We start from the raw sequence: 17,740 nt of genomic DNA, 5'->3' as shown, positions 1-17,740 counted from the left end.
ACCGTCGAATCGCTCGAACAAGGGCCAGCTTAAAACCTCGCCGGCCATTTTTACGCCGGCGCGAGCCTGACGGGGATTGTCGGCTGGCGTACAACGCGTAGGGTGGGTTAGGCCGCAGGCCGTAACCCACCAATTATTTGCAAGTCACAATCCCTTTGTGGGTTACGCCGCCGCCGGCGGCTAACCCACCCGACCAAACGCCACGAACCAGCCGCATCAATGGGGATCCAGCCCAAACCCCGTAGCCGCGAGCCGCGACGAAGCTGGCCGCCAAGGTTTTAAGCCGCCTCCTGTTTGAGCGGATCGCGGTAGCGAGACGCGAGTTAGGCGGCGCCTTGGCGGGCGGCTTTGGCGCGGGGTTTCGAAGCGGCTCCGGGTCGCCTTTTCTTTCGGCCATTTCTTTTGGCGAGACAAAAGAAATGGCCCCGTCCGCCGCGCGGAAGCGGCTTGAAAATGTCGTCCGCGAAGCGGACTCAATATCTTTTTCAACTGGATTTTTTCGAAGATTAACCTACCCTGTACGAAACGCGCTTTTGACAGGGGAACCCCATGCACGACATCAAGACCTTCATCAACACGCCACTGAACGAACTTAAAAAGATGCGTGTCGGCGAAAAGGTCGAACTGTTGACCTACAAGAAAGACCGCAAGATCGTCATCACCAAGCAGGATCAGGGCACCTTCCACGTCGTCGAGGACGGATTCGAGCACAAGGAATTCAGGAACGTCGAAGCGGCCAAACTGGAACACCTGCTCAAGCAACTGAAGTCGGTCGAATTCCCGAAGAACCGGAAATACTACATGGTGAAACACAGACTCTGACACGCAGCCACCACCAAAGCGAGCACCGCCATGCCCTGCACCGTCAGAATCGACAACAACAAGTACATCCAGCGCTTCTTCAGCAAACACGGCCAGCTTGAGGCAGACATCAGGCACAATATCCAGCACACCCTGCCCGAAATCATCGAACACCGCCCCCACAAGATCAAACCCGCCTACCACCTGAAAAGGGGCAACCGCACCATCCTCGAATACAAGATCGTGGTAGGCAGCCACAACTTCCGCGCCGCATACACGCAGGCTGGCGAAGACGTCGAACTGTTCTACATCAGCAGCACGACAATCAAACGGGAATTCGTGAAAGAACTGGCAGGCACGACGCTAGTCGATTGAAACAGGCCTTTGTGCCGCCTATCGCAGCGGACATACCGGCACAAACAAGCATCCGGAACATGGCAAACCGGGCTGGTATCCAGGCGAGCGTCAATAGAGCTTGTAGGCGTCCTCGACACTCAGCTTGACCACTGACGCAAAACACTCTCCATACACCTGCCTGCCACGCGCCTGCAGTGCCTTGATTTCAGCCGCCCACGCGTCCCGGTTTTCCTTTTCCTGCCGGACATCGATTGGCAGCAGCACATCCACGCACTGTTTCTCAAAACGCTCGGGGCGGCTCTCCCTGCACTGGGTGGTATTGCCGATGGTGGTGCAGGTCGTGATCTTGTCTCCATACACCTTGACCCGATTGCACTGGCGATGGCTGCGTACCCCTTTGCGCATCGCCTCATCCGCCTCCGCGACCCTGCTTTCGAAATCCCGGATTTTTCGCTGCACCCCGGCGTAGTCCGACCGGCTCTCGCATACCGTCCGCGCCCGCTCTGCCGGCGTCATCTTCTGGAAGTCTTCCAGACTCGCGCACGCTGAAAGAGAAAACACCAGCCCGCACGCCAGCAGACACCGGACGCCACCCGCCGCACAGAAAAGCCGGTTTGCCGTGGAAAGACCCGCATGGTGCTGTTTCATGAGCCACTTTCATCAAAGCTGTATTGACCGAAGGCTATCAGCATCGGCACCAGCAAAAAAGCCTTGCCGAAGCCACCCTGAACAACCATGTCGCCACGACAACAGGCCATCAGGATTGAAGCAGCCCCCTATCTGGGCGGATCGCTGATTCGGACCCATGGCGTCAGACGACAAGAAATATCGCCCGCTCAACGGACACTCCGCGGTGGGTTACGCCGCATTCCCTCGCGCCGCTTCGCTTGCCGCGCTCGGTCAGCGGCTAACCCACCCGATCAAACGCCACGAACCAGCCGCATCAATGGGGATCCAGCCCAAACCCCGTAGCCGCGAGCCGCGGCGAAGCTGGCCGCCAAGGTTTTAAGCCGCCTCCTGTTTGAGCGGATCGCGGTAGCGAGCCGCGAGTTAGGCGGCGCCTTGGCGGGCGGCTTTGGCGCGGGGTTTCGAAGCGGCTTCGGGTCGCCTTTTCTTTCGGCCATTTCTTTTGGCGAGACAAAAGAAATGGCCCCGCCCGCCGCGCGGAAGCGGCTTGAAAATGGCGTCCGCGAAGCGGACACATCGCGGTGGGTTACGCCGCATTCCTTCGCGCCGCTTCGCTTGCCGCGCTCAGTCAGCGGCTAACCCACCCTACCCGGCCACATGCTGCAGGGCGCAGCGCCCGGCACCCGTCCAGCGGGAGAGCAAGACGTGACAGCGATAGTTGCCTAATCGATTATCCAGGCCTTAAGAACCAACAAATATGAGCAAAAATGCTGCAGAGCAGCAATTCATGGCTAAAATCTTGACGCTTTGCATCCCTTTTACTCATGAGGATTCATCAATGGTCTCGCCACACGATGTAGACGACTGGCAGGATGCCGGTTACGAACAACCACAACCCTGATTGCCCCGCCATTGCCACCGCTCACCAGGTGGCGATTTGCATTTTCCCGCCCAGAAGTTTTACACGGTGCCCTCGCGGCGCAGCCGGCAAGACCCGGTGCGGCCAGCCCAAATAAAAAAACCCGCCCTCGAAGAGGACGGGTTTTTCGAAGTGACTGCTAACGCTTAGGCAAGCTTGGCCAGTTGCGCCTTCAGCTTGTCCAGCTTGTCGCTGAAGTCCGCCAGTTGCGCGCGGTCGCGCTCGACCAGGTGCGCCGGCGCCTTGTCGACGTAGCCCGGCTTCTCCAGCTTGGCGGACAGCTTGCCGATCTCGACCTCGGTCTTGCCGATTTCCTTGGTCAGGCGCGCGGTTTCCGCCGCCTTGTCGATCTCCACCTTCAGCATCAGGCGCGCGTCGCCCGAGATCGCCACCGGCGCGTCGTCTTCCGGCAACTTGGCAACGATGCTGCCCTCGGTCAGGCGGCACAGCAGGCGCAGGTAAGGCACGAACTCGGCAAACGAAGCGTCGCCCTCGATGAACAGTGGCGCCTTCACCGAAGGGCCGAGGTTCATCTCGCCGCGCAGGTTGCGGATCGCGTTCACCATGTCCTTGAACGCGTCCATGCGGGCGTTGGCTGCCGCGTCGACCTTGTCCATCTGCGCGACGGGCCACGGCGCGACCATCAGCGAGTCGGTCTTCTTCGCGTTGGCGAGCGGCGCCACCGTCTGCCACAGCTCTTCACTGATGAAGGGCATGATCGGGTGGATCAGGCGCAGCGCGACTTCCAGCACGCGCACCAGCGTGCGGCGGGTCGCGCGCTGCTGGGCTTCGTTGCCGTTGGCGATCTGCACCTTGGCCAATTCCACGTACCAGTCGCAGTACTCGTTCCACATGAACTCGTAGATGGTCTGCGCGGCCAGGTCGAAGCGGTAGGTGTCGAGCGCCTGGGTGACGTCGGCCTCGGCCTGCTGCAGGCGGCCGATGATCCACTGGTCGACGAAGCTGTATTCCAGCGGCAGGGTTTCGTCCTGGCCGCAGTCCTTGCCCTCGACGTTCATCATCACGAAGCGGGTCGCGTTCCACAGCTTGTTGCAGAAGTTGCGGTAGCCTTCGGCGCGCTTGAAGTCGAAGTTGACCGAGCGGCCGAGCGACGCGTAGCTCGCCATGGTGAAGCGCAGCGCGTCGGTACCGTAGGCCGGGATGCCCTCGGGGAACAGCTTCTCGGTCGCCTTGACGATCTGCGGGGCCTTCTCCGGGCGGCGCAGGCCGGTGGTGCGCTTGGTGATCAGCTCGGGCAGCGCGATGCCGTCGATCAAATCGACCGGGTCGATCACGTTGCCTTCGGACTTCGACATCTTCTTGCCTTCGTGGTCGCGCACGATGCCGTGGATGTACACGTCCTTGAACGGCACCTTGCCCAGGAAGTGGGTCGTCATCATGATCATGCGCGCGACCCAGAAGAAGATGATCTCGTAGCCGGTGACCAGCACCTGCGACGGAACGAAAGCCTTGAGTTCCGGCGTTTCGGCCGGCCAGCCCAGGCTGGAGAACGGCACCAGCGCGGAGGAGAACCAGGTATCCAGCACGTCGTCGTCACGGCGCAGCACCTTGCCGCCGGCCTTGGCGCGCGCTTCTTCCTCGGTGCGGGCGACGTAGACCTTGCCGTCCTCGTCGTACCACGCCGGGATCTGGTGACCCCACCACAGCTGGCGGCTGATGCACCAGTCCTGGATGTTGTTCATCCACTGGTTGTAGGTGTTGACCCAGTTCTCCGGCACGAAGCGCACTTCGCCCGACTCGACCGCGTCAATCGCCTTCTGCGTGATGCTCTTGCCGGTCGGGTCGCCCTCGCCCACCTTGCTCATCGCGACGAACCACTGGTCGGTCAGCAGCGGCTCGATCACCGAGCCGGTACGGTCGCCGCGCGGCACCATCAGCTTGTGCGGCTTGGTTTCAACCAAGAGGCCTGCGGCTTCCAGGTCGGCCAGAACCGCCTTGCGGGCATCGGCGGTAGAGAGGCCGGCGTAAGCGGCCGGCAGCGTGATGCGGCCCATGTCGGTGCCGTCGAAGGCGAACACTTCGGCCTCGGGCAGGATGGTCGCGTCCAGCGCCATCACGTTGATCAGCTCTGTGGCGTGGCGCTTGCCGACCTGGTAGTCGTTGAAGTCGTGCGCCGGGGTGATCTTCACGAAGCCGGTGCCGAAGGCGGCGTCGACGTAGTCGTCGGCGATCACCGGGATGGTGCGACCGGTCAGCGGCAGCTCGAGCTGTTTGCCGACCAGGTGCTGGTAGCGCTCGTCGCTCGGGTTGACGGCGACGGCGACGTCACCCAGCAGCGTCTCCGGACGGGTGGTGGCAACTACCACCACATCGTCGGAGCCGACCACCGGGTAGCCGATATGCCACATCTTGCCGTCTTCTTCCTCGGAAACCACTTCGAGGTCGGACACGGCAGTGCCCAGCTTCGGGTCCCAGTTGACGAGGCGCTTGCCGCGGTAGATCAGGCCCTGTTCGAACAGGCGCACGAACACCTCGGTCACCGCGGTCGACATCTTGTCGTCCATGGTGAAGTATTCCTTGTCCCAGTCGACCGAGCAGCCGACGCGGCGCATCTGGCTGGTGATGGTGCCGCCGGACTTCTCTTTCCACTCCCATACCTTGGAGATGAACGCGTCACGGCCCAGGTCGTGGCGGGAGACGCCCTGCTCGGCGAGCTGGCGCTCGACGACGATCTGGGTGGCGATGCCCGCGTGGTCGGTGCCCGGCACCCACAGCGTGTTGTCGCCCTTCATCCGGTAGTAGCGGGTCAGGCCGTCCATGATGGTCTGGTTGAAGGCGTGGCCCATGTGCAGCGTGCCGGTGACGTTAGGCGGCGGCAGCTGAATGCAGAACGAGGGCTGGGTTTCGTTCATGCTCGGCTTGAAGTAGCCGGCCTTGTCCCACACGTCGTACCAGCGGCGTTCGATGTCGCCCGGTTCAAAGCTCTTGGCAAGTTCCATGGTCGTTTTCGGTGTCTTGTTATGCGCGAAAAAATGGGACGATTATAACCCGCCCGCCTCCCTGCCGTCTTGCCGACGCCCGAAACGCGTGTCGCAAACCCGCAATTGCATATCGCATATCGTATACAACTACTTCCAATTTTTCTGATTTAGCGGATAGACTAACCGCTCCCATCCAGCCACCCCCTCAGCATGGGCGGCGGCGGGAACACCAATAAAAAGATCCGGACCAAATAGAGGTGCGCCCTGCGCACGTTAGAGAAGAGAGAGGAACGTCCCCATCATGCAAGAGAAGCAACATCCCCTGCTGCGCTACCTGATGCACGGCTCGCTGGTCAGCCAGATCATGATCGGCCTGGTAGCCGGCATCGCGCTGACCGTGTTCGCGCCGTCGGCCGCCAAGTCGGCTGGGCTGCTGGGTTCGCTGTTCATCAGCGCGCTCAAGGCGGTCGCGCCGGTGTTGGTGTTCGTGCTGGTCGCCTCGTCGATCGCCAACCACAAGAAGGGCCAACCCACCAGCATCCGCCCCATCCTCGTGCTGTATCTGCTGGGCACCTTCGCAGCCGCCCTGGTCGCGGTGCTGATGAGCTTCGCCTTCCCGACCGTGCTGACGCTGGCCACCCATAGCGGCGACCTCACCCCGCCCGGCGGCATCAGCGAGGTATTGAAGGCGCTGCTGTTGAACGTGGTCGACAACCCGGTCAACGCGATCCTGCGCGCCAACTTCATCGGCATCCTGGCGTGGGCGATCGCGCTGGGCATCGCCCTGCGCCATGCGTCCGACACCACCAAGCAGGTGGTGCACGACCTCTCCTACGGCGTGACCTTCATCGTCCACGTGGTGATCCGCTTCGCGCCCTTGGGTATCTTCGGCCTGGTGTCGTCGACCATCGCCGAAACCGGCTTTGACGCGCTGTACGGTTACGCGCAACTGCTGGCCGTGCTCTTGGGCAGCATGCTGCTGGTGGCGCTGGTGCTCAACCCGCTGATCGTGTTCTGGAAGATCCGCCGCAATCCGTTCCCGCTGGTCTTCACCTGCCTGAAAGAAAGCGGCATCACCGCCTTCTTCACCCGCAGCTCGGCCGCCAACATCCCGGTCAATATGGAGCTGTGCGAGAAGCTCGGCCTGCATGAAGATACCTACTCGGTATCGATCCCGCTGGGCGCGACCATCAATATGGCCGGCGCCGCGATCACCATCACCGTACTGACCCTCGCTGCCGTGCACACGCTGGGCATCACGGTAGACGTGCCGACGGCGCTGCTGCTGTCGGTGGTCGCCGCGGTGTGCGCGTGCGGCGCATCGGGTGTGGCCGGCGGCTCGCTGCTGTTGATCCCGCTGGCGTGCAGCCTGTTCGGCATCCCGGGCGACATCGCGATGCAGGTAATCGCGGTCGGCTTCATCATCGGCGTGCTGCAGGATTCGGCCGAGACCGCGCTCAACTCGTCGACCGACGTGCTGTTCACCGCCGCCGCCTGCATCGCCGAGGAAGAGGCGCAGGCAGGCGCGGTCACCAGCGCCGCCAAGGCCTAAGCTATACAACAAGAAGCAGTACCCGGGTCCCATCCACCCAAAGCAAAGCCCCGCCATGCTGCGGGGCTTTTTGCGTTTTAAGCGGCGCGCGAGAGCAAGGCGTCCAGCCAGCGCGTCGGCAACACTCTCTTCAAGTACCAGAAGAGATGCGTCGGCACCGTCACCCGGTAGCGCGCGGCCGGACGACGGGCGGCCAGCGCGCGGCGCACGCTATCTAGCACCGCCGACTCGGGCAAGGTGAACGGCGCCGCCGGCCCCGGCTTTTGCAGGCGAGCCAGTTGCGCTTCGTAAGCGGCACGGTGCACGCTCATTTCGATGTCGACATTGGCCAGGAATTTAGCCAGCGCATTCGGGCGAAAGCGGCTGACAATCGGCCCCGGCTCGATCAGGCTGACGAACACGCCCGAGCCGTCCAGCTCCAGGCGCAGCGTGTCGCACAGCCCTTCCATCGCATACTTGGAGGCGTTGTACGCGCCGCGCCACTTCATCGCGGCAAAACCCAGCACCGAGCTGTTGAACAGGATGCGGCCGTGCCCCTGCTTGCGCATCGCCGGCAGCACCGCTGCGCACAGCGCCCACGCGCCGAACAAATTGGTCTCGAACTGCGCGCGCAGCGCGTCGCGCGTGATGTCTTCGCACGCGCCGGGCTGGCCGAAGCCCGCGTTGTTGAACAGCGCGTCGAGCCGCCCGCCGGTCCTTTCCAGCACTTCGGTGACGCAGGCGTGGATGCTTTCGTTGTCGTCGACGTCTAGCCTTAAGGCTTCGAGCCCTTCGGCGACCAGCCGCGCCACGTCCTCAGACTTGCGGCAGGTCGCGAACACCCGCCAACCTTCGTTTTTCAGGCCGTGCGCGACCGCGTAGCCGATCCCGCTCGAACACCCGCTAATCAGGATGGTTTTCATCGTTTTACAATCTATGCGTTTTTGCTACTAGCCAGAGCGCGCACACTACACCAAAATACGCGCCCGCAATACAACGCAACGCTTACAGGGGTTTGATCATGCAGCAGGCCATGCCGGACATCGGCTCGCCGTTCTTTTACGGCGTCTTCTTCGTCGCCGTCCTGGCGATGCTCGCCATCGACATCGTCGCGCTCAACAAGCAAGGCGCGCACAAGGTCAGCGCGAAGGAAGCGCTGGGCTGGTCGGCGGTCTGGGTGAGCGTCGCCCTCGCCTTCGCCGCCTGGCTCTACTGGGACCTGAAGATGGACCCGGCGTTCGGGCCGGTGATTGCCCACGAGAAGACGCTGGAGTTCCTGACCGGCTACGTGATCGAGAAATCGCTCGCCGTCGACAACATCTTCGTGTTCCTGATGATCTTCGCCTACTTCAAGGTGCCGCCGGAGTACCAGCGCCGCGTGCTGGTCTACGGCGTGTTCGGCGCGATCGTGCTGCGCGCGGTGATGGTCGGCGTCGGCGCCGCGCTGGTGAAGGAATTTGCCTGGGTGCTGTACATCTTCGGTGCCTTCCTGGTGTTCACCGGCCTCAAGATGATGCTGCCCGAGAAGGACGAGGAAGCCGACCTGTCGGACAACCCCATCCTCAAGTTCGTGCGCAGCCACCTCAGGGTCACTCCCGAGCTGCACGGCGAGAAGTTCTTCATCATGAAGGACGGCATCCGCTACGCGACGCCGATGTTCCTGGTGCTGGTGATGATCGAACTCTCCGACGTGGTGTTCGCGGTCGACAGCATCCCGGCGATCTTCGCGGTGACTACCGACCCCTTCATCGTGCTGACCTCGAACATCTTCGCGATCCTCGGCCTGCGCGCGATGTACTTCCTGCTCGCCGACGTCGCCGACCGCTTCCACCTGCTCAAATACGGCCTGGCGGTGGTGCTCACCTTCATCGGCGTCAAGATGCTGATCGTCAAGGTGTTCCACATCCCGACCGCGATCTCGCTGGGCGTGGTGTTCGTGGTAATCACAAGCTCGGTGGTGCTGTCGTTGCTCTTCCCGCGCAAGCAGAAGGCCGCGTAAAGTCGGCCGGCCTCGCTAGGCAGCTTCAGCCATGCGCCCTACAATGGGCGCCAGACGGTTTTTTGCCAAAGGAATGCACATGGCCAGAGCACCGAAGAGCGCCGCGACTTTCGAGGCGGCGCTCGCCCAGCTCGAGGAGATCATCCACGCGATGGAAAGCGGCGACATGCCGCTGGAGCACGCGCTCGCCTCATACAAGCAGGGCACCGAGCTGATCAAGTTCTGCCAGGCCAAGCTCGCCGACGCCGAACAGCAGCTCAAGATCCTGGAAAACGAAGAACTCAAACCGCTGGACCTGCCCGATGCCGGCTGACACCTTTACCGGCTGGATGACCGCCATCCAGCAGCAGACCGAACAGGCGCTCGCCGCCCTGCTGCCCGCCGAGGGCACGCACCCGCGCGCGCTGCACGAGGCGATGCGCTACAGCACCTTGGGCGGCGGCAAGCGGGTGCGCCCGCTCTTGGTCTTCGCCGCCGGTGAAGCGGCCGGCGCCGCGCCCGCGGTACTGGCGCCCTTGGCCTGCGCCGTCGAGTGCGTGCACGTCTATTCGCTGATCCACGACGATTTGCCGTGCATGGACGACGACGTGCTGCGCCGCGGCAAGCCGACCTGCCACGTCGCCTACGGCGAGGCGACCGCGCTTCTGGCCGGCGACGCGCTGCAGACGCTGGCGTTCGACATCGTCAGCCGCCCGCTGCCGGGCGTCGCGCCCGCGCGGCAACTGGCGATGGCGCACACGCTCGCCCGCGCCGCCGGGCACGCCGGCATGGCCGGCGGCCAGGCGATCGACCTGGCCTCCGTCGGCCAGTCGCTCGAATTGCCCGAACTTGAATACATGCACCTGATGAAGACCGGCGCGCTGATCCGCGCGGCGGTTGGCCTGGGTGCACTGGCCGGCGACATCGACGACGATGCGCGCGCGCGCCTCGACCATTTTGCCAAGTGCATGGGGCTCGCCTTCCAGGTGGTCGACGACGTGCTCGACGTCGACGCCGACAGCCAGGCGCTCGGCAAGACCGCCGGCAAGGACGCCGCCCATGACAAACCGACTTACGTGAGCCTGCTGGGACTTGCCCGTGCCCGTGAATTCGCCCGCGAACTCTACGACGACGCCATTAGCGCCGTCGAACCCTTTGGCGCAGACGCCCGCCGCCTGCGCGAACTGGCCGACTACATTGTCGAACGCTCCTTCTGAGGCCGCCTTGATGACGACCGCCCTGCTCGATACCATCGACACCCCGGCCGACTTGCGCCGTTTGCCGCGCGAGGCGCTGCCCAAGGTCGCCGGCGAGCTGCGCGACTTCCTGGTCGAGTCGGTCAGCAAGACCGGCGGCCACTTCTCGTCCAACCTGGGCAGCATCGAGCTAACCGTCGCGCTGCACTATGTGTACGACACACCGGACGACCGCCTGGTGTGGGACGTCGGCCACCAGACCTACCCGCACAAGATCCTGACCGGCCGCAAGGACCGCATGGACTCCATGCGCCAGCAAGGCGGCCTCGCCGGTTTTCCCAAGCGCGAGGAATCGACCTACGATACCTTCGGCGTCGGCCACAGCTCGACCAGCATCGGCGCGGCGCTGGGCATGGCCGTCGCGGCCAAGGCGCAAAAGAGCGAGCGCCGTTGCGTCGCCATCATCGGCGACGGCGCGCTGACCGCCGGCCAGGCTTTCGAGGCGCTGAACAACGCCGGCGCGATGGACACCAACTTGCTGGTGATCCTCAACGACAACGAGATGTCGATCTCGCCGAACGTCGGCGCACTCAACAACTACCTCGCCCGATTGCTCTCCAGCCGCTTCTACAGCACGGTGCGCCAGCAGTCGAACAAGGTGCTCAAGGGCTTCGCGCCGCCCTTGCGCGACTTGGCCAGCAAGGTCGAGGAGTACGCCAAGGGGATGCTGACCCCGGGCACGCTGTTCGAGGAGTTCGGCTTCAACTACATCGGCCCGATCGACGGGCACGATTTGAACGTGCTGGTCGACACCCTCTCCAACATCCGCAAGTTGAAGGGCCCGCAGTTCCTGCACGTGGTCACCAAGAAGGGCCAGGGCTACAAGCTCGCCGAGAACGACCCGACCGCCTACCACGGCGTGTCGCGCTTCGACCCGGCTGCGGGCCTCTCCAGCGGCAAGGGCGGCGGCAAACCCAGTTACACGCAGGTGTTCGGCGACTGGATCTGCGACATGGCCAAGAAGGACCACCGCCTGGTCGGCATCACGCCGGCGATGCGCGAGGGCTCGGGCCTGGTGCGCTTCGAGCGCGAGCACCCCGAGCGCTACTTCGACGTCGCGATCGCCGAGCAGCACGCGGTGACCTTCGCCGCCGGCATGGCGTGCGACGGCATGAAGCCGGTGGTCGCGATCTACTCGACCTTCCTGCAGCGCGCGTACGACCAGCTGATCCACGACGTCGCGCTGCAGAACCTGCCGGTGCTGTTCGCGATCGACCGCGCGGGCCTGGTCGGCGCCGACGGCCCAACCCACGCCGGCGCGTTCGATCTCTCCTTCCTGCGCTGCATCCCGAACATGACGGTGATGGCGCCGTCCGACGAGAACGAGTGCCGGCAGATGCTGTTCACCGCGTACCAGATGGACACGCCGACCGCGGTACGCTACCCGCGGGGCAGCGGCTGCGGTGCCGAAATCCACGCCGAGATGACCGCGCTGCCGGTCGGCCGCGGCGTCGTGCGCCGCCGGGGGCAAAAGGTCGCCATCCTCGCCTTCGGCTCGATGGTCGCGCCATCGCTCGCCGCGGCCGAGGCGCTGGACGCGACGGTGGCCGACATGCGCTTTGTCAAACCGCTGGACGAAGCACTGGTGCGCGAGCTCGCGCAGAGCCACGAGCTGATCGTCACCGTGGAAGAGAACGTGGTGATGGGCGGCGCGGGCTCGGCCTGCCTGGAAGCACTCGCCGCGGCGGGCTTGCCTGCCAACTGCCTGCAACTGGGCCTGCCCGACGACTACGTCGAACACGGCGACCACGCGAAGCTGCTCGCCGGACTGGGGCTGGACGGCGCCGGCATCGAGGCGGCGATCCGCGCGCGCCTGAGCGACAACTAAGCGGAGGCGCGGCCATGGGCGAGTGGGATTTCTCGGCCTGGCTGCGCTTCGAGGGCACGCCGTTCGCGGCGCTGCCCGAATTCCTGACCAGCATCGCGATCGGCCTTCTGATCGGCGTCGAGCGCGAGCGCAAGGCCGACATCGCCGGCATCCGCACCTTCGCGCTGACCGCGCTGCTGGGTACCCTGCTCGCGATGCTCGGCACCACCTTCGCCGCTGCCTGGCTGCCGGCGGTCGGTCTCGCACTCGCCGGCGCCCTGGGTTTTTTGCCCGCCCCGCGCGAGGCGCTGCGCGAGCCGCGCACCACCACGCAGATGGCGCTTCTGATCTGTTACGGGCTGGGCGTCTTGATCTGGCTGGGCGAGGCGCAGCTCGCGATTGCGCTGGGCGTGCTCACCACCTTGCTGCTGTATCTGAAGCGCGAACTCTCCGGCATGTCGCACGGGCTGTCGCGGCGCGACCTCTTATCCATCATCCAGTTCTGCGCGCTGACCTTCGTCGTGCTGCCCTTGCTGCCGGACGCGCGCTTCGGCCCGTACGGCGCGTTCAACCCGTACAAGGTGTGGCTGCTGGTGGTGCTGATCGTCGGCGTCGGCCTCGCCGGCTACCTCGCGCTGAAGGTGCTGGGCTCGCGCTACGGCGCGCCGCTGACCGGGCTGATGGGCGGGGTGGTGTCGTCGACGGCGACGACACTGGTGTTCGCACGCCAGGCCCGCGAGCGCCCCGCTTCGCTGGCGGTGGCCGCCAGCGTGATCGTGCTGGCCAACCTGGTGCTGTTCGCCAGGCTGACGCTGGTCGCAGCGCTGGTGATGCCCCCCGCCTTGCCGACCATGGCGCGGCTGATGCTGCCGGCGCTCGCGCTGGGGCTCGCCGGCGCCGCGTACACGCTGTGGTCGGCGCCCAAGGACGGCTCGGGGCGCGCCGAACTCGAACTGCAGAACCCGACCCAGTTGAAGCTGGCGCTGGGGTTTGCCGCGGTGTTCGCGCTGGTGCTGATCGCGTCGGCGTGGCTGAACGACCTGTTCGGCAGCAAGGGCGTGTACGTCGTCGCGCTGGTGACCGGCGTCAACGACGTCGACGCGATCACCCTCGCCCTCTACCAGATGCTCGCCCGCGGCCAGATTTCGCTTGAGAGCCTCGCCGTCGCTGCGGTACTTGCCGTGCTCGCCAACACCGCGTTCAAGTTCGGCATCATCGCGAGCATCGGCGGGCCCGCGCTCGCCCGCCGCTGCCTGCCCGCGTTTGCCGGCACCGTCGCCGGCATGCTCGCGGGGCTGGCCTTCACCTGATGGTCAGCGCGGGACGGTGATCATTTCGACGCCACGCAGCGCCGACAAGTCGCGGCCGCCGGCGTAGCTGACCGACGACTGCAAGTCTTCGGTCAGCTCGGCCAGCAGCTTGCCGATCGCGCCCTTGTACTCGACCAGGATCTTCTTGCCCTCGACGTTCACGTAGGCGCCCTTGTTGAACTGCGACGCGCTGCCGAAGTATTCCTTGTAGAGCTTGCCGCCGATCTCGACGAGGTCGCCCGCCGACTCGTCAAAGCCCGCGAACATCGAGCCTGCCATCACCATGGTCGCGCCGCACACCAGCGCCTTGGCGATGTCGCCGTGCTCGACGATGCCGCCGTCGGCGATCACCGGGATCTGCACCGCGGCCGCGCAGTCGCTGACCGTCGAGATCATCGGGCGGTGAAAACCCGTCTTGTTCTTGGTAATGCACACGCGCCCGCCGGCGATGCCGGCCTTGATCGCGTCGCAGCCCCACGCTTCCAGGTCGCGCGCGGCCTCGGCGGTGGCGACGTTGCCGCCGATCAGGAAGCTCTGCGGGAACGCTTCCTTCAGGTGGGTAATCATGCGCTCGGCCTTCACGCACCAGGCGTTGGCGATGTCTAGGGTGATGTATTCGGGGGTGAGGCCGGCCGCCTTGAGGTCGGCGACCTGCTGGTACGAGTCTTCGTTGACACCCATGCTGATCGACGCGATCAGGCCCTGCGACTGCATGCGGCGCACGAAGGCGACCACGTCGACGTTGAAGCGGTGCATGGTGTAGAACCAGCCCTGGCGCGCGAACAGCTCGCAGGTCTCTTCGTTGACCACGCTCTTCATGTTCGAGGGGTAGACCGGCATCGCGAAGCGGTGCGGCCCGAAGGCGACCGAGGTGTCGCAATCCTTGCGGGAGTCGACGATGGTCTTCTTCGGTACCAGGTACACGTCGCCGTAGTTCAGTTCGGTCTTGATCATGCTGCAATGCCTCAGGGTAAGTAACGGGATTCAAAAAAACGGGGGCCCCATAAAGAAACGGGCGCCGACCCCGGCGCCCGTTTGCAACTTCCCCTGCGCCGCCCTTGGGGCGCGCAAGCACAATTCCCGACAACCATAACGCGCGCTCGCTTGCCGCGTCAACCTGTTTTCTTCAAATCAAGATTCATCACGTCAAATTATGCAAGCGCCATCCCGCCGCCGGTGTCGAGCGACATCAGCAGCCGCGCCAGCACCTGGTCGGCGTCGGCGTTGCTGACCTGGCAGCTGCCGGCGGCCACGTGCCCGCCACCACCAAAGCGCGTGAGCAGCGCCGCCACGTCGCGCCCGCCACCCGGCGCGAAGATCGAACGGCCCAGCGCGAGCACCGTGTTGGCACCCTGCCGCCCCCAGTACACCGACAGCGCGAACCTCGCCGCCGGAAACAGCGCGTACACAAGGTAGCGGCTCGCCGGATGGATGACCGCCTCGGCGCGCAAGTCGACCAGCACGCAGTCGCCGAACACGCGCGCGCAGCGCAGGATCTGCTCGCGCGCGGCGGCCTGCGCGCCGCGCAGCGCCTCGACGCGCTCGGCCACATCCGGCAGGTTGAGCACCTCGGACAGGGTATGGTCGCGGCAATACGCGACCAGCGCGCGCATCAGCGCGAGGTTGCCGACCGCGAAGTGGTGCAACCGCCCCAGCCCGCTGTGCGCGTCTGTGATCGCATCCAGCAGCAGCCAGCCTTGCGGGTTGAGCACGTCGGCAACGCCAAGATCGCCTGCGACCGCCTGGTCGACCGCGTCGATGAGCGCCACATCGACCCCCAGCCCTTCGGGGCTGACGTCGAAATGCCGGCAGATCAGCCGCGCACAAGAAGGCGCGGCCGGGTCGACCACCCACGCGTCCGACGTGCCCGCACAAGGCTCGCGCGAGAAGGCGAGGCGCACGTCCGCCACGCAGGGCAGGTTGACGGTGACGTCGCCCGGGCCCGGGCGCAGCTTGCCGCTACGCACGTCGGCGGCGTGCACGAAATCGAAACGGTCGGTCACGGTCAGCGCTTCGAGCAGGATCGCCGAAGCGAGCCCGTCAAAGTCGGCGCGGGTCAGCAGGCGGCAGCGCGGCATGGTCTCCTCCGGGGCGCTGCGCGTTTGGGAGCGCCCTCTTTATCCAGAAATCATGGCGAAAGCGCGCGCAGGATTCAAGGCGAGTCCACAAACTCGACGGCACCGGCAAACACGTCGGGCAAGTCTTGGCGATAGCGCGGCACCTCATCGGCAGCCACCCGCACCGACAACACGACCGCCTCGCCGTAGTCGGCCGACACGATTTCACCCCCGTTGCGTGCGCAGTAGCGGCGCAGCCTGTCTTCCAGCGCGAACGGGCTACGCAGGGTCAGCGTGCTTTGTGCACGCACGGGTTCGATGCGCGCGTTGCCCAGCGCGGCGACTGTCGCCTGCGTATACGCGCGCACTAGGCCGCCGGCGCCCAGGCGCACGCCACCGAAGTAGCGCACCACCACCGCCAGCACATTGACGAGCGCGTGGTGCTGCAGCACGAGGTAGATCGGCCGCGCGGCGGTGCCGGCGGGCTCGCCGTCGTCGTGCATGCCCGACTCGCCGCCGGCGAGCAGTACCCAGCACACATGGCGTGCACCGGGATGCCGTGCACGGATGTCGGCGAGGGCGGCCTGCGCGTCGGCGCGCGAAGCCACCTTGCTGAGGTAGCCGATGAAGCGGCTGTGGCGGATTTCGATTTCGGCCTCGCCAGGCACCATGATTTCTTGCATGGCCGGGAGTCTATCGCGCAAAAGCGCACACCCCCAAACGCGGTGATTGCCGCAGCGGATGGCGCAGTCCACAATACTGTCATCCCTTCGCGCGCGACAGACATGACACCCGGAATCTGGCTCAGCCTCGCGCTCGCCGCGCTGATCGGCGAGTTCCTTACCGGCACCTTCTACCTGCTGGTCTTCGCCGCCGCCTTCGCCTGCGGCGCCGTGCTCGCCTTCGCCGGCGCCAGCCTCATCGTGCAGCTCATCGGCGCGAGCGCCGCCGCCTTGCTCGGCGTGCTGGTATTGCTCAAGCGCAGGAAACCGCGCCACGCACCCGCTGCCGACGACCTGGACATCGGCGAGCGCGTCGAGGTCGTCAACTGGCAGGAATCGTACGCGACGGTACGCTACCGCGGCGCGCTGTGGCAGGCCAGAACCGCCGACGGCGGCCCCGGCGACGGCCCCTACGCCCGCATCGTCGGCCGCGACGGCAACCTCCTGCTCATCCGCCCGCAAACCCCGGAGTCCAAGCCATGATCACCAGCCTCATCCTGCTTGTCGCCGCCCTCGTCTTCGTCTTGCAGGCCGTGCGCGTCGTCCCCCAGCAAAGCGCGCAGGTCATCGAGCGGCTCGGCCGCTTCCACGCGGTGCTCTCGCCCGGGCTCAACATCATCATCCCCTTTGTCGACCGCGTCGCGTACCGGCACAGCCTGAAGGAGATCCCGCTGGACGTGCCCAGCCAGATCTGCATCACCAAGGACAACACCCAGCTCAAGGTCGACGGCATCCTGTACTTCCAGGTGACCGACCCGCAACGCGCGAGCTACGGCTCGAGCGACTACATCATGGCGATCACCCAGCTTGCGCAGACCACGCTGCGCTCGGTGATCGGCAAGATGGAACTGGACAAGACCTTCGAGGAGCGCGACGAGATCAACGCGTCGGTGGTCGCCGCGCTGGACGAGGCGGCGGTCAGCTGGGGCGTGAAGGTTTTGCGCTACGAGATCAAGGACCTGGTGCCGCCGCAGGAGATCCTGCACGCGATGCAGGCCCAGATCACCGCCGAGCGCGAGAAGCGCGCGCTGATCGCCGCGTCCGAGGGGCGCAAGCAGGAGCAGATCAATATCGCCACCGGCCAGCGCGAGGCGGCGATCCAGAAGTCCGAGGGCGAGCGGCAGGCGGCGATCAACACCGCGCAGGGCGAAGCCGAGGCGCTGCGCCTGGTCGCCGACGCGACCGCGCACGCGCTGACCACCGTCGGCACCGCGATCGCCACGCCCGGCGGCATCGAGGCGGTCAACCTGAAGGTCGCCGAACAGTACGTCGACGCCTTCGCCAAGCTGGCCAAGGAAGGCAACACGCTCTTGCTGCCGGCCAACGCGGGCGACATCGCCAGCACCGTCGCCACCGCCCTGTCGGTGATCCGCAAGACCGACCGCCCGGATGCCCGCTGAACGTTGAACCCGCGGCCGCGCGCCTTGTCACAC

Annotated in this window: 16 protein-coding genes; 10 read left to right on the top strand and 6 right to left on the bottom strand. The window is 65.2% G+C overall.

Translation table 11 applies throughout. The features are described 5' to 3' along the window. Nucleotides 1-549: 549 nt before the first annotated feature. Both GZH52_RS07565 and GZH52_RS07560 read left to right on the top strand, forming a co-directional pair. On the top strand, nucleotides 550-822 hold the full coding sequence (locus GZH52_RS07565; RefSeq protein ID WP_163315874.1) for a hypothetical protein: 273 nt from the start codon (nucleotides 550-552) through the stop codon (nucleotides 820-822). Nucleotides 823-852: 30 nt separating this feature from the next. Beyond that, nucleotides 853-1,176, top strand: coding sequence for a hypothetical protein (locus GZH52_RS07560; RefSeq protein WP_163315873.1), 324 nt, complete (start codon nucleotides 853-855; stop codon nucleotides 1,174-1,176). A gap of 90 nt (nucleotides 1,177-1,266) precedes the next feature. On the opposite strand, the gene GZH52_RS07555 is transcribed toward GZH52_RS07560, so the two are convergent. Next, entirely contained in the window at nucleotides 1,267-1,806 is a 540-nt protein-coding gene (locus GZH52_RS07555) for a hypothetical protein (protein WP_163315872.1), read from the bottom strand. 1,044 nt (nucleotides 1,807-2,850) lie between these two features. Beyond that, on the bottom strand, nucleotides 2,851-5,664 hold the full coding sequence (locus GZH52_RS07550; RefSeq protein WP_163315871.1) for a valine--tRNA ligase: 2,814 nt from the start codon (nucleotides 5,662-5,664) through the stop codon (nucleotides 2,851-2,853). A 283-nt stretch (nucleotides 5,665-5,947) separates the two neighbouring features. Here GZH52_RS07550 and sstT point away from each other — a divergent pair, with 283 nt between their 5' ends. Further along, entirely contained in the window at nucleotides 5,948-7,198 is a 1,251-nt protein-coding gene (gene sstT, locus GZH52_RS07545) for a serine/threonine transporter SstT (RefSeq protein WP_163315870.1), read from the top strand. Between the two features lie 77 nt (nucleotides 7,199-7,275). Here the strand turns inward: sstT and GZH52_RS07540 are convergent, their stop codons facing one another. Next, the gene (locus tag GZH52_RS07540; RefSeq protein WP_163315869.1) at nucleotides 7,276-8,100 is read right to left on the bottom strand and encodes an SDR family oxidoreductase; all 825 of its coding nucleotides are present in this window, start codon (nucleotides 8,098-8,100) and stop codon (nucleotides 7,276-7,278) included. Nucleotides 8,101-8,198: 98 nt separating this feature from the next. Between GZH52_RS07540 and GZH52_RS07535 the strand changes: the two genes are divergently transcribed. From GZH52_RS07535 to GZH52_RS07515, 5 genes are all read left to right on the top strand, one after another. Then, nucleotides 8,199-9,176, top strand: a complete 978-nt coding sequence (locus GZH52_RS07535) for a TerC family protein (RefSeq protein WP_275405050.1) — start codon at nucleotides 8,199-8,201, stop codon at nucleotides 9,174-9,176. Nucleotides 9,177-9,255: 79 nt separating this feature from the next. Continuing rightward, a complete protein-coding gene (locus GZH52_RS07530) occupies nucleotides 9,256-9,489 on the top strand; it encodes an exodeoxyribonuclease VII small subunit (RefSeq protein WP_163315868.1) in 234 nt (77 codons plus the stop codon). Next, a complete protein-coding gene (locus GZH52_RS07525; protein WP_163315867.1) occupies nucleotides 9,479-10,372 on the top strand; it encodes a farnesyl diphosphate synthase in 894 nt (297 codons plus the stop codon). The genes GZH52_RS07530 and GZH52_RS07525 overlap by 11 nt, the downstream gene beginning before the upstream one ends. Nucleotides 10,373-10,382: 10 nt before the next feature. Beyond that, nucleotides 10,383-12,239: a 1-deoxy-D-xylulose-5-phosphate synthase gene (gene dxs / locus GZH52_RS07520; RefSeq protein WP_163315866.1), complete on the top strand. Its 1,857-nt coding sequence runs from the start codon at nucleotides 10,383-10,385 to the stop codon at nucleotides 12,237-12,239. Nucleotides 12,240-12,253: 14 nt separating this feature from the next. Continuing rightward, nucleotides 12,254-13,528 (top strand): MgtC/SapB family protein, encoded by a 1,275-nt coding sequence (locus GZH52_RS07515; RefSeq protein WP_163315865.1) that lies wholly within the window; start codon nucleotides 12,254-12,256, stop codon nucleotides 13,526-13,528. A 3-nt stretch (nucleotides 13,529-13,531) separates the two neighbouring features. Here the strand turns inward: GZH52_RS07515 and GZH52_RS07510 are convergent, their stop codons facing one another. The 3 genes from GZH52_RS07510 to GZH52_RS07500 all read right to left on the bottom strand — a co-directional run bounded on the left by GZH52_RS07510 (nucleotide 13,532) and on the right by GZH52_RS07500 (nucleotide 16,268). Further along, a complete protein-coding gene (locus GZH52_RS07510) occupies nucleotides 13,532-14,482 on the bottom strand; it encodes a GMP reductase (protein ID WP_163315864.1) in 951 nt (316 codons plus the stop codon). A gap of 197 nt (nucleotides 14,483-14,679) precedes the next feature. Beyond that, on the bottom strand, nucleotides 14,680-15,606 hold the full coding sequence (locus tag GZH52_RS07505; RefSeq protein ID WP_163315863.1) for an exopolyphosphatase: 927 nt from the start codon (nucleotides 15,604-15,606) through the stop codon (nucleotides 14,680-14,682). 74 nt (nucleotides 15,607-15,680) lie between these two features. Then, nucleotides 15,681-16,268, bottom strand: a complete 588-nt coding sequence (locus GZH52_RS07500) for an IMPACT family protein (protein ID WP_163315862.1) — start codon at nucleotides 16,266-16,268, stop codon at nucleotides 15,681-15,683. A gap of 102 nt (nucleotides 16,269-16,370) precedes the next feature. Between GZH52_RS07500 and GZH52_RS07495 the strand changes: the two genes are divergently transcribed. Further along, a complete protein-coding gene (locus GZH52_RS07495; RefSeq protein ID WP_163315861.1) occupies nucleotides 16,371-16,790 on the top strand; it encodes an NfeD family protein in 420 nt (139 codons plus the stop codon). After that, entirely contained in the window at nucleotides 16,787-17,707 is a 921-nt protein-coding gene (locus GZH52_RS07490; protein ID WP_163315860.1) for an SPFH domain-containing protein, read from the top strand. Before GZH52_RS07495 ends, GZH52_RS07490 begins: the two co-directional genes overlap by 4 nt. Nucleotides 17,708-17,740: the final 33 nt, after the last annotated feature.

Origin of the sequence: Crenobacter caeni (assembly GCF_010435965.1) — a bacterium.
GTDB classification, from domain to species: Bacteria; Pseudomonadota; Gammaproteobacteria; order Burkholderiales; family Chromobacteriaceae; genus Craterilacuibacter; species Craterilacuibacter caeni.
Note: the sequence above shows the minus strand (reverse complement) of the source record. Positions and strands in the feature narration are given on the sequence as shown.

Bases quoted from the DNA above. Each gene is read 5' to 3' on its own strand.
- GZH52_RS07490 (WP_163315860.1), top strand. From the start codon at position 16,787: ATGATCACCAGCCTCATCCTGCTTGTCGCCGCCCTCGTCTTCGTCTTG.
- GZH52_RS07515 (WP_163315865.1), top strand. From the start codon at position 12,254: ATGGGCGAGTGGGATTTCTCGGCCTGGCTGCGCTTCGAGGGCACGCCG.
- GZH52_RS07550 (WP_163315871.1), bottom strand. From the start codon at position 5,664: ATGGAACTTGCCAAGAGCTTTGAACCGGGCGACATCGAACGCCGCTGG.
- dxs (WP_163315866.1), top strand. From the start codon at position 10,383: ATGACGACCGCCCTGCTCGATACCATCGACACCCCGGCCGACTTGCGC.
- GZH52_RS07535 (WP_275405050.1), top strand. From the start codon at position 8,199: ATGCAGCAGGCCATGCCGGACATCGGCTCGCCGTTCTTTTACGGCGTC.
- GZH52_RS07555 (WP_163315872.1), bottom strand. From the start codon at position 1,806: ATGAAACAGCACCATGCGGGTCTTTCCACGGCAAACCGGCTTTTCTGT.
- GZH52_RS07530 (WP_163315868.1), top strand. From the start codon at position 9,256: ATGGCCAGAGCACCGAAGAGCGCCGCGACTTTCGAGGCGGCGCTCGCC.
- GZH52_RS07495 (WP_163315861.1), top strand. From the start codon at position 16,371: ATGACACCCGGAATCTGGCTCAGCCTCGCGCTCGCCGCGCTGATCGGC.
- GZH52_RS07505 (WP_163315863.1), bottom strand. From the start codon at position 15,606: ATGCCGCGCTGCCGCCTGCTGACCCGCGCCGACTTTGACGGGCTCGCT.
- GZH52_RS07540 (WP_163315869.1), bottom strand. From the start codon at position 8,100: ATGAAAACCATCCTGATTAGCGGGTGTTCGAGCGGGATCGGCTACGCG.
- GZH52_RS07560 (WP_163315873.1), top strand. From the start codon at position 853: ATGCCCTGCACCGTCAGAATCGACAACAACAAGTACATCCAGCGCTTC.
- GZH52_RS07510 (WP_163315864.1), bottom strand. From the start codon at position 14,482: ATGATCAAGACCGAACTGAACTACGGCGACGTGTACCTGGTACCGAAG.
- sstT (WP_163315870.1), top strand. From the start codon at position 5,948: ATGCAAGAGAAGCAACATCCCCTGCTGCGCTACCTGATGCACGGCTCG.
- GZH52_RS07565 (WP_163315874.1), top strand. From the start codon at position 550: ATGCACGACATCAAGACCTTCATCAACACGCCACTGAACGAACTTAAA.
- GZH52_RS07525 (WP_163315867.1), top strand. From the start codon at position 9,479: ATGCCGGCTGACACCTTTACCGGCTGGATGACCGCCATCCAGCAGCAG.
- GZH52_RS07500 (WP_163315862.1), bottom strand. From the start codon at position 16,268: ATGCAAGAAATCATGGTGCCTGGCGAGGCCGAAATCGAAATCCGCCAC.